Source organism: Brasilonema angustatum (genome assembly GCF_059505445.1).
Genome location: NZ_JCACKO010000113.1, coordinates 1 through 9,857 on the forward strand (window position 1 = coordinate 1; position 9,857 = coordinate 9,857).

Below are 9,857 nucleotides of genomic sequence, written 5' to 3' on the forward strand. Positions count from 1 at the left end.
GAAAGCCCTCGAAGCTACATTTAGTATTAAATATTACAAATATCGTGCTGAAGCCTTGACTGGACTTGCGCCACATCTAACTTCTATTAAATTTGATTTATGGTGTGAAATTCTCCATAACTTGTCCTACCAATTTCGTGACCAATTCTTACAAAATATTCCTATACTAAGTGATGCCATTATTGAATTAGGTGGTATTAAAGCCTTGAGTGCTACTGTTAGTGCTATTCAAGAAGTGTGTAGGCAGTGGCGGTAAACACGAAAAAAAATTGTCATTAGACATCTCCGAAAAATGCCAATACCGCTCTAAGCTCGACAAAATCCATTTAGGCGGCATAGGTTAAGGTATCGGTCAAACGTTCTAACAAAGTACGAGGAATATTTCTACCATCTGAGTTGATGGCTCCGAAATTGAAAAAGAAACTCCAGTGGGAATACTTAACGGAAAAAGTCAGATGCTGACAGTATCGATGCTTGGTGATGGAAGCTCAGAAAGCCTCTTTCAGCTAATATCTCTAAGTCTTGAAGTGTTAAAGATAATTGTGTACATAGATGCGATACGCTACGCTGACCATTACAAGCCAATAGGATCTCACCAAGTCGAGATCCTATTGGCTTGATCTGCAACTGATTTGTGGAAGACATTGTCAAAAGGAGATAGTAATCACCTTGAAGCCCAGATTCAGGCACTCGACCCTCATTCAAGGTTGTGAGCAGACTATCAGGCTCATGCCGGAAAAAGACAATGCGATATTGAGGATTCAAATGAGGAAAGAAATCCTCTGAAACGCCTAGTTTTAAGCTGTTATTGCCAACTACCTGTTCAGGTATAAATCTCATTAGAGAAAGCACGGAAATCTCAAAACGCAAAATTTCTTCCAGAAATTCATTCTGAATCGTGCCTTGCTCAAGTTGAGCCAGCAAGAACTCCCCGAAGCGGACGGCTTCCTGCTGGTAGTAAAAATTGCGCGGCGGCTGTGTTTGCCAGTAAATATTGAATACCTGGTTGAGATTCTGAGTATTTAGCACTGTGCAGGTTTTCGGCAACAGATTTACCAGCATGCTAAGACGAAATGAACGATGAAGCATTCTACCGATGCCAAGCCCAGGCGTCCGAGCCAAAAATACTAGGCGCTGATGTTCTAGGGGAGTTAGATCAAATACCCCTAGAGCCAAATCAGGACTGGTCAAAACTTGCAAGCAAAACTCTGAAGACATCACTAATTCGGATAAAGCCTGTTGAAAACCTACAAGTGTCATAAAGTCATTCCTTTATCGGCTGGCTTTCCAAATCGTTTTAGCCCTACTAAGTTCTTGTTTGAGCAGTTCAGATCCCATGCGATGGTAATGTGTCCCAAAGACTTCAAAGACAATACCAGCAACATTTGGGGCTTTGGGCAGAAGTTCCTCCAGTAGTTGCCAAACTGCTTCTGGACAAACTCCTGAGTGAGCGTCTAGATAGAAACCTTCCATCACCATTCCGCCTGCGAGATGGATTTCTACCACTTGGGTTAAGTCAAGGTTGCTAAGAAAATCCCAAGGATCAAAACTATGGTTGCAGGCATTGACATAAACATTATGAAGGTCGAGTAAAAGCCCACAGCCAGTTCGAGCTGTAAGTTGATTGAGGAACTCTGCTTCACTCATCTCTTGGCTGGGAATCTCAAAATAATAGACATTGTTCTCCAGCAGGAAAGGCACTGAGACTTCTTTGTGGACGTGGTTTACCCTCTCTACAAGCATCTCCAGGACTTCTGCATCATAGGGAACTGGCATGGTAAGCCCCACATCGATAAGATGACCAGATGCCTGCGCTAAGCGACTAAAGGATAAATGATCGCTGTGCCAAGGGAAGTGATACTGTCGCTGCCATTTCGCAATCTGGGCTACATGTACACGATCAAACCGATCTGCGCTGCCAATGGACAGCCCAATGCTATGAGCAATAATCGGCTTGTGTTTTGCAAGAAATTCTAAAAACCCCTGAGTATTTCGATTTTCTTCGTAGCGAGGAGTCGCACTAGAACCCAAATCATTCCAGAGGGTATCTGGAATAATCTCTAGGAAATCAAAGGTGTCCAAGTGAGCTTCTACAAAACTTTGCAGCGGAGCTTGAAATGAAAGACCGACGCCGAGTTTGGGAAGAGCAGACAAAGTGTTGGCGTAGTCCTTTGGTTCCTGTTCTAGTGCAAGCATAAAATTGCTATCTCTAATATCAGATGAGGTGGTCGCAAATCGCCAAATAAATGAAGATAGCGAAGTGATAATATCGCTCAGATGTAATTGAAAACCACTCCGTTATTCACCACTCATTGCAAGTAAATGCACCTATTACTGTCACCGCTGTTCAAATTGTTGGCAGAAGTTATCTACTTTTGAAGATATCTGACCACTAACTATTACAGATAGGCTAGTCAGGATGATTCATGAAATAAAATGCAAAACTTTGATTGGATAAAGTGCGTTAGCACTACTCGTAACGCATCCTAAAAAAGCTGCTCTTTATTTAATTCACTTCTTAATGTTGATGACATCCTGATACTGAGGAGTCACCTTTGGATCAACTCCAGAACGACAGCCAGGACAGGCACCTACATTGGTATACTTAACATCGAGAGAGCTTTTACCGCCAGTCACTTCCTTAGCTTCTTGTTCAGATAATTCTTGAAACTGCTCTAAATCTTTCAACAAAGACTGATCGATCATGATTTTTCTCCACATATATAAATTAAGTTAAATTCGGTGAAAGATTGCTAAATCTCCAACCAAATAAACTTATCATATTATATAGGAACCCGGTTAAATTTTTGAGTCTTGCATCAAAGAAGTGGAATTCACTGCGCTTATCGGGCAACGATGCAGAAACTGCCCAATCATGCGATACGTGGAGCGTGACGCAATCATGCGTATCGCACTGATAAAAGAACATGGATCGCTAGAAGAATTGAAGCAGCGAGTCACCAAACAATAATAAAATTTGTTACACTGCACGAGTTACGTATCAGTGAGTACTCTTTTTCGTACGAAAATGGATACTCGTAGAGTGCAGAACGAGTAACCGTAAAAGGGTTGGCACTTTCGGTGCAGGTTTTCCCCCAGACAAGACAAGATAGAATGAAATATGAGTGAATGAAAAAATAGGCAGCATAAGAATATGGAAATAAGTGCTCGTAACACTTTCAAAGGTACTGTCAAAGAAATTGTCACCGGATCTGTTAACGACGAGATAACCTTAGAAATCGCACCAGGAGTAGAAGTCACTGCGGTTATCACAAAAACTTCAGCAGAAAGCCTAGGACTCAAACAAGGAAAAGAAGCTTACGCCATCATCAAAGCATCAGATGTGATGATTTCTGTTGATTAGACGACTTTTTTCTACCTAAGTCTGGCATCTGTTGATGACGCCGGAAGCCTACACTGTACTGTAATCAGTCAGTGTAGGTAGTTCACCCAGAGAAATTAAAGTGGATTAAGGCTGCCGGAAATATTTGGGTTTTAAAGGGGAAGCAGGACCAGAGAGTACTAGGATGTTTCTAACGTTGCTGACATAACGTCCTCCTGCTTTATCACCAGGAACCACTAGACGAGCAAATCCCTCATCTGTATCTGTCAAATATTGGATGCTACCATCGCTTGCTTTTTTTGCATATGCAACTAGTACTTGTTTCCCTTCAAAGTTGGGGTGAATTTCACCAATACTTACGATCGCCCCATAGCAGTCAGTGGCTTCAGCAAGAACGTACTGTCGCAGAAAAGCGTTTTTAGGATTTTGACCGGAATTACCAGCTTTAAGTCCTCCTGAAGAAATCTCATTATTAATTAACTCCCACAAAGGGACTCCGTAGTATGTTTCTGTTCTCGGACCTGATCCTGTTTGGAAAGACACAGTAACTTCGGTCACGACTGCTGGGTTTTGGTTCTTTAAATTTTCTTGTAAATTTATAAGCTTTTGCAAGTCGAAGGTTGTCGGATTGTTGACTTCACCACCCAAGCGCAATGTCTGAGAAACACCGCCTGGGCACGCATTTTCTTCCCACGGTGCTGGTGTTTTTTCTGATTTTAAAAGAGAATGGTTCCCTGGCGAAGCGAAAGTCGCTTGCCAAAATCCCAATATGGACAGTGTTAAAGACACAATTGCGATCCGACGAGTAAAACGCATAAAACATACCTCTGTAATTGTTAAAAATTTGCTTCTAGTGACAGTAAGTAGCCACTTTCCTGAGTGTTCGCTTTTTGGAAGATGCTGATGTTTTCTTTAGAACTAAACCAATACCAACAGCAAGGATAATACCACCCAAATTGTGTGATTCGGGAACCGAAGTGGAGTGAGTAGAAGATGGGGAACTAAATCCGTACTTCGCCAGAATTTGTTGTCCGGCTGGCAAAAGAATATACTCAGCAAGTTTTGCGCCGTTAGGGCTAGCATTTTTGAGTACAGTCAGTCCATAATCGCCTTTGACTGCGAGGTTGTCTGGCAATTTTACCAATTGTAAGTTGGGTGATAGTTCTAAGGCAGCCAAAGCACTGGTGTAATAAACCGGATAAATATCTGCCTGTTGAGCTTCTTCGAGATAGTAAACTATGCTACCCCCAGGGCTATTTCTCTCGGGTGGTAGTGATCCTGTGAAGCGTATGGCTTTCGCATTGAGTTGTTCAAAGCTACCTGGTCTTATTTGGTCGGCTTTACGGAATATTTCTATGGCATAGTCTCCTAAAGGATCGCGTCCAGGTTGTGCAATCCCCAACTTAACGTCTGGATTCAGGAACTGGTCTAAAAGGTTATCTGTTGTCAGTGACACTCTTGGAGAGGCGATGGCTTCGCCGGCCCTACGCCCCAATCCGGCGGAGCCGAATTGCCCCGAATCTTCGATTCGGGGAGAGGGCTGTCTGAAAGACAGCCCTCTGGGCGTGACACGGGCGATCGCATAAAGGGGATTACTGGCGAATATCAACACTTGTCCACTCAAGTTTTTTTGATTGAGAGCGATCGCATTACCTGTATCAGCACTAGCAAATACATCCGCCTGTTCACCGTTTTCCAAACGTTCTCGTAAGGAACCAGACGAGGCAAATTCTGTTTTTACAGGAATTCCATATTGCTGGGTAAAAACATTAGCGACTTCTGACAATGCACCCCTCAAACTGCCAGCTGCATAAAGGGTTAGAGTAGGAGGTTGAGACTGGCTTGAATTTGTCAGCGTCAAAGCTAAAGACTGATTTGTCAGGCAGACATTAAAAGCGCAGGTTATCAGTGAGACAGCTAGCAGATATTTTTTCATAGGTATTTAAGGCGGATGATAAGAAGTCTAATGACTCTAGTCGTGGCTAGTAGTCACCTTCCTGAGTTTTCGCTTTTTAGAAGATGCTGATGTTTTCTTCAGAACTAAGGCGATACCAACACCAAGAACCATACCGCCCCAATTCTGGGATTCAGGAACGGAAACCAAGGATTCTGAACTAAATCCATATTTCGTCAGAATCTTTTGTCCAAAAGGAGAAAGGATATATTCAGCAAGCTTCTTCCCGTCAGGACTGGCATCTTTGAGTACAGTCAGTCCATAATCGGCTTTGACTGCGAGATTGTCTGGTAATTCCACCACTTGCAGGTCAGGTGCAATTTTCAAGGCTGATAGTGCACTCGTGTAATAAGCCAAAAAGACATCTGCCTGCTTAGTCTCTTCCAAAAAGTACACTAAATTATTTTTTCCATCGGGAACTGGTGGAGAACTTGGTCCACCAACCAACCGCAAAGCTTTTGTATCTAGCGTTTGAAAACTACCTGGTCTCAAAGTATCGGCTTTGCGAAAGATCTCCTGTGCATAATCTCCAGAAGGATCAGATATGGGGGTTGAAGTACCTAGTTTAATATTTGAATCTAGCAATACGTTTAAAAGGTTATCTGGTGTGACAGACAACCCCGGTTTCACAACAAGAGTCATGCGATTGCTAGTGAAGTTTACCACAGGTTCACTCAAACCTTCTTGATACAGTTTGAGAGGATTTCCGACGTCAGCACTAGCAAAGACATCAGCCTGTTCCCCGTTTTCCAGACGTCCCCGCAGTGTTCCAGACGGACCAAATTCTGTTTTCACAGGATTTCCGTACTCTTTGGTGAACTCATCAGCTACTTCTGACAACGCACCTCTCAAACTGCCAGCCCCGTATAAGGTGACGGTGGACGGTTCAGACTGATTTTGATTTGTCAAGGAAGCTGCAATTGCCTCAGAAGTCGGCATTATGTAGGAAACACAAGTTACGAGAGAGACGGCAAGCAAACATTTTCTCATATTGTTTTATTGGTAGAATTTCAAAACAGTGTTATCGTTTCCTGGCTCTTTACTAAATTTCAGCTTTTGTCGCATCCATTAATCTCTACGAATAAACTCTGATATATATATTTCGGTTTTTGTACGTTTTGATAATGTACCAATAAGGTTGGTGGAAATCAAGTTAGCTATATTTAAGATTTATTAAAAGTCATGGCGAGCACACGAGCAGTGAGTGTAATAGTGTGGGGCTAAGACATTTTCATGGCAAGTGCAGAGTGATTCTCTTGTGAATGACTTACTTAAAACTGTTACATAGTGTTACCAACAATGTTGGAAAAAGCAGCAATTGATACAGTTTTGCTAATCCATCTAGGCTTTGATGTTACTAGGGGGCGGTATCTCCTGTTCAGGGTATACCAACCAATTTTGTAAATCTTCAATTAATTTGGTGGGTTAGGCGAAAACTCTGCGGTCACTCAAAACTACGTCTGTTGCTAAGCATGAATTCCGCACTATCAACAATAGCAACTATAAAAGCGAGCCGTCTGACAACAAGGCTTCGCCGACGCTTTGATATCAAACCTTCAAGAACAGCGCCAGATTTACTGACCCTGTTTGAGGTTATCGGTTACACTGTTCTTCTGGAATCAGATATTAACATAGGTAGACACAAAGCTCAGCTTAGTAGCAATGATCAGGTAGTTTTATGGACTCGCCTTAGCAACGCCTTGAAGCAAATTAACCCCAAAGTTCCATGTGAGGTCATTGAAACAGTCATATCTGGGCTGATTAGCACCTACAGTTCTGACTTACTGGAAAATAACCGTCGTTTTCACAAACTCCTAACTGAAGGAGTTGATGTTGTTTACCACAACGGTGATCAAATAGTTCATGACAAGGTGTGGTTTATTGACTTGTCTAATTTGCTCTCTAATGACTGGTTAGTGATTCATGGGTTTAATATTGTTGAGGAGTGTGATATTCACTATCTCAATACCATTGTCTTCATCAATGGATTACCTTTAGCAGTCATTGCTTATACTGAGTGTCAGGACAAAAAAGCTACTCTCCAAAAAGCATATCAGCAACTTCAGTCCTACAAACAACAAATTCCAACTCTGTTTTTCCACAATGCCCTTCTTATCATTGCCTGTAGAAATCAGGCACGAGTTGGTACTTTAACATCTAGTTGGAAACAGTTTTTACCTTGGTGTTCAATTGATGGCGAAGACTTTCCACATCAAGGAGAAACAGAACTAGAAGTATTGATTCAAGGCATTTTTGATAAGCGGCGTTTCCTAGAATTAGTCAAGCATTTCATAGTATTTGAGAAAAACGCAGCGAGTCTCAGCAAAAAACTGCTTCGTCACCCTTTTTGTACAACACAAAACCCGAAAAGTCGTTCAAGGTTGATATGAATACGAACACAAATTGGAACGAACAAGAAATCGTCCAAGAATTTAGAAGAATCGTCAGTCACTCGTTTCCACAAATTGGTGCATTACTAAACCAGTGTCATCTAAAAGTCATTCAATCTTTCTGTGGACAACACAGTCCTCAGTTCCTACCTTACATTGCAATTTATTGTCCTAAAGACATAATCGGTGTTATAAAAGCAGAAATCTATGTCTTTAGAGAAGTCGCTTTTTTTCTAGGATTAAGTAAGGTTGTTTGCCTAAATGCAACATGCTTGCTGCATGATCCTCAGTCAAAGCTCAAGCAAGAGAATCCTCAGTTGTGGTTAGAATTGCAGTGGATTGTCACACAAGAAAAAGGAAGTGTGCCATGAAGACAGGACTTTTCTGCAATTATGAGAATTATCACTCTGATGCGCGTCGCGCTATTTTGGAACAAGTGGCGCTAGTCAAACACGCAGAAAGTTTGGGTTTTGAAGAAGCTTGGGTGACAGAGCATCATTTTAGTGATTTCAGTGTTAGCCCGTCAATTTTGGTGTTGATTGCACACTTAGCAGGCGTGACTAAAACTATTCGCTTAGGTTCAGCGGCTGTGCTGTTGGCATTTCATGACCCAATTCTTGTTGCAGAAGATATTACCACACTGGATAATCTTTGCAATGGGCGACTTGCTATAGGTATTGCTAAAGGTGGCCCATTTCCCGAACAAAATAAGCACTTTAACACTCCAATGAGTGAATCCCGTGCTAAAACGCTAGAAGCATTGATGCTGATTCATAAGCTACTGTATCACACTGATGTGTCGTTTCTTGGCAAGTATTATCAGTGCGATCGCGTCTCAATTTACCCAAAACCTTTGCAAAAAGAAATTCCAGTATACGTCGCAACGAGTGATGAAGAAGCAATTGGGTTTGCTGCTTTAAATTCTTTTGGTTTGATGGGTGGAGCACCATTTACTCTGGATAGACTTAAGAGTAATGTTACTAAATACCGTGCGATCAATTCCAGTGGTTCTGATAAGTTCATGGTGGCACGATTCTTTTTTGTTGCTCGTACATATGATGAAGCGGTGAGTGAGGCTTTACCTTTCATCCGTACTTTTAGTCAAAGAATGAAGGGGTTGAATGCTAAAGCACAAAAACATGGCAATAGCAGTCAACATCTCCAGCCAAATGATGGTCAAAAAAGCACTTTTGATGAAGATCAATTGCTGGAAAATTCAATTATTGGTGATGTTGTTACTTGCAGGAACAAAATTAAGCGGTTTCAGGATGAGCTGAATTTGGGCACTTTGGCACTCAAACCTGCTTCGTTGAATTTGCAAAAGAATTTTGAGAGTTTGACGCTCTATAACCAGGAGGTACAAGGTTATGTTTAAGCGCGTCGGTTGGGGGGGTCTTACAAAACTAAACACCACTAATAGCAACAGTATTGCGGTATCATCCACTACTCTTTAATATTCAATAAACCCGCAGAATCTACATCCAAAAATAACGTCGCCTGCTGCTGCTTACGGAGAACAGAAGCCGGACAATCTGTAGTAATATCCTCCTCCAATATCTGTTTCACTATCTTCGCCTTACGTTTTCCTGATGCAAGACAAATGATTTTTTTTGCCGAACAAATCATTGAGAGAGTAACAGTAAAAGCATATTGGGGCACACTTTCCAAATTGGAAAAATACCCTGTATTGACTTGTTGCTGACGGTTCACAGTATCTAGTTTCACAAGTTTCAATGTATAGGGGTCATTAAAATCTGCGACTGCTGGATCATTAAAAGCCAAGTGCCCGTTTTCACCAACACCAAGACAGCATAAATCAATCGGTTGTGCTTGCAGGAGTTTGGTGTAGCGATCGCATTCTGCCAAAGGTTGCATAGCATCACCTTCTATATAGTGAAATTCCTTGGGAGTAACCCGCATTTCAACCCGTTCCCGTAGATAGCACCGGAAACTAGCCGAATTATCCGCAGAAATGCCCAAATATTCATCAAGATGAAAGCAGGTAATTCGCGACCAATCTACACCACCTAATGCTATCAAAGCATCAAGAAATTTCATTTGGGAGTTGCCCGTCGCTAGCAATATAGCCGCAGTATCCTTTTGCTCAAGGGTGCGCTGGTTAGAGTCGATGGCGGGTATTATCCCGCGCACCTCTCTGTTAGATCCGAGC

Annotated in this window: 12 protein-coding genes; 5 read left to right on the forward strand and 7 right to left on the reverse strand. The window is 42.0% G+C overall.

Annotated elements, in window-relative coordinates:
• A partial coding sequence (locus tag AC5JM2_RS18465) for a hypothetical protein (protein ID WP_495836314.1) occupies positions 1–256 on the forward strand: 256 nt, incomplete at its 5' end.
• A 182-nt stretch (positions 257–438) separates the two neighbouring features.
• Here the strand turns inward: AC5JM2_RS18465 and AC5JM2_RS18470 are convergent.
• The 3 genes from AC5JM2_RS18470 to AC5JM2_RS18480 form a co-directional block, all read right to left on the reverse strand.
• A complete protein-coding gene (locus tag AC5JM2_RS18470; protein WP_495836315.1) occupies positions 439–1,260 on the reverse strand; it encodes a hypothetical protein in 822 nt (273 codons plus the stop codon).
• Between the two features lie 12 nt (positions 1,261–1,272).
• The gene (locus tag AC5JM2_RS18475; RefSeq protein WP_495836316.1) at positions 1,273–2,196 is read right to left on the reverse strand and encodes an MbnB/TglH/ChrH family RiPP precursor modification enzyme; all 924 of its coding nucleotides are present in this window, start codon (positions 2,194–2,196) and stop codon (positions 1,273–1,275) included.
• 315 nt (positions 2,197–2,511) lie between these two features.
• Positions 2,512–2,706: a hypothetical protein gene (locus AC5JM2_RS18480; RefSeq protein ID WP_495836317.1), complete on the reverse strand. Its 195-nt coding sequence runs from the start codon at positions 2,704–2,706 to the stop codon at positions 2,512–2,514.
• Between the two features lie 448 nt (positions 2,707–3,154).
• Between AC5JM2_RS18480 and AC5JM2_RS18485 the strand changes: the two genes are divergently transcribed.
• Positions 3,155–3,364 (forward strand): TOBE domain-containing protein, encoded by a 210-nt coding sequence (locus AC5JM2_RS18485; RefSeq protein ID WP_210620618.1) that lies wholly within the window; start codon positions 3,155–3,157, stop codon positions 3,362–3,364.
• A gap of 105 nt (positions 3,365–3,469) precedes the next feature.
• Here the strand turns inward: AC5JM2_RS18485 and AC5JM2_RS18490 are convergent, their stop codons facing one another.
• The 3 genes from AC5JM2_RS18490 to AC5JM2_RS18500 are packed head-to-tail and all read right to left on the reverse strand — an operon-like array spanning position 3,470 to position 6,236.
• On the reverse strand, positions 3,470–4,159 hold the full coding sequence (locus AC5JM2_RS18490; protein WP_495836318.1) for a hypothetical protein: 690 nt from the start codon (positions 4,157–4,159) through the stop codon (positions 3,470–3,472).
• 34 nt (positions 4,160–4,193) lie between these two features.
• Positions 4,194–5,279 carry a substrate-binding domain-containing protein gene (locus tag AC5JM2_RS18495; RefSeq protein ID WP_495836319.1) on the reverse strand — a complete coding sequence of 362 codons (1,086 nt, stop codon included), beginning with the start codon at positions 5,277–5,279 and terminating at the stop codon, positions 4,194–4,196.
• Positions 5,280–5,315: 36 nt separating this feature from the next.
• Complete coding sequence (locus AC5JM2_RS18500; protein ID WP_495836320.1) at positions 5,316–6,236, reverse strand: molybdate ABC transporter substrate-binding protein; 921 nt, start codon at positions 6,234–6,236, stop codon at positions 5,316–5,318.
• Between the two features lie 533 nt (positions 6,237–6,769).
• Here AC5JM2_RS18500 and AC5JM2_RS18505 point away from each other — a divergent pair.
• The 3 genes from AC5JM2_RS18505 to AC5JM2_RS18515 are packed head-to-tail and all read left to right on the forward strand — an operon-like array spanning position 6,770 to position 9,062.
• A complete protein-coding gene (locus AC5JM2_RS18505) occupies positions 6,770–7,687 on the forward strand; it encodes a type I restriction endonuclease (protein ID WP_495836321.1) in 918 nt (305 codons plus the stop codon).
• The gene (locus tag AC5JM2_RS18510) at positions 7,684–8,058 is read left to right on the forward strand and encodes a hypothetical protein (RefSeq protein ID WP_495836322.1); all 375 of its coding nucleotides are present in this window, start codon (positions 7,684–7,686) and stop codon (positions 8,056–8,058) included. The genes AC5JM2_RS18505 and AC5JM2_RS18510 overlap by 4 nt, the downstream gene beginning before the upstream one ends.
• Entirely contained in the window at positions 8,055–9,062 is a 1,008-nt protein-coding gene (locus AC5JM2_RS18515) for an LLM class flavin-dependent oxidoreductase (RefSeq protein ID WP_495836323.1), read from the forward strand. Before AC5JM2_RS18510 ends, AC5JM2_RS18515 begins: the two co-directional genes overlap by 4 nt.
• Positions 9,063–9,130: 68 nt before the next feature.
• On the opposite strand, the gene AC5JM2_RS18520 is transcribed toward AC5JM2_RS18515, so the two are convergent.
• A partial coding sequence (locus AC5JM2_RS18520) for a glucosamine-6-phosphate deaminase (protein WP_495836324.1) occupies positions 9,131–9,857 on the reverse strand: 727 nt, incomplete at its 5' end.

Excerpts from the sequence above, each read along its gene's own strand:
- AC5JM2_RS18470 (WP_495836315.1), bottom strand. The coding sequence starts at position 1,260 with ATGACACTTGTAGGTTTTCAACAGGCTTTATCCGAATTAGTGATGTCT.
- AC5JM2_RS18475 (WP_495836316.1), bottom strand. The coding sequence starts at position 2,196 with ATGCTTGCACTAGAACAGGAACCAAAGGACTACGCCAACACTTTGTCT.
- AC5JM2_RS18480 (WP_495836317.1), bottom strand. The coding sequence starts at position 2,706 with ATGATCGATCAGTCTTTGTTGAAAGATTTAGAGCAGTTTCAAGAATTA.
- AC5JM2_RS18485 (WP_210620618.1), top strand. The coding sequence starts at position 3,155 with ATGGAAATAAGTGCTCGTAACACTTTCAAAGGTACTGTCAAAGAAATT.
- AC5JM2_RS18490 (WP_495836318.1), bottom strand. The coding sequence starts at position 4,159 with ATGCGTTTTACTCGTCGGATCGCAATTGTGTCTTTAACACTGTCCATA.
- AC5JM2_RS18495 (WP_495836319.1), bottom strand. The coding sequence starts at position 5,279 with ATGAAAAAATATCTGCTAGCTGTCTCACTGATAACCTGCGCTTTTAAT.
- AC5JM2_RS18500 (WP_495836320.1), bottom strand. The coding sequence starts at position 6,236 with ATGCCGACTTCTGAGGCAATTGCAGCTTCCTTGACAAATCAAAATCAG.
- AC5JM2_RS18505 (WP_495836321.1), top strand. The coding sequence starts at position 6,770 with ATGAATTCCGCACTATCAACAATAGCAACTATAAAAGCGAGCCGTCTG.
- AC5JM2_RS18510 (WP_495836322.1), top strand. The coding sequence starts at position 7,684 with ATGAATACGAACACAAATTGGAACGAACAAGAAATCGTCCAAGAATTT.
- AC5JM2_RS18515 (WP_495836323.1), top strand. The coding sequence starts at position 8,055 with ATGAAGACAGGACTTTTCTGCAATTATGAGAATTATCACTCTGATGCG.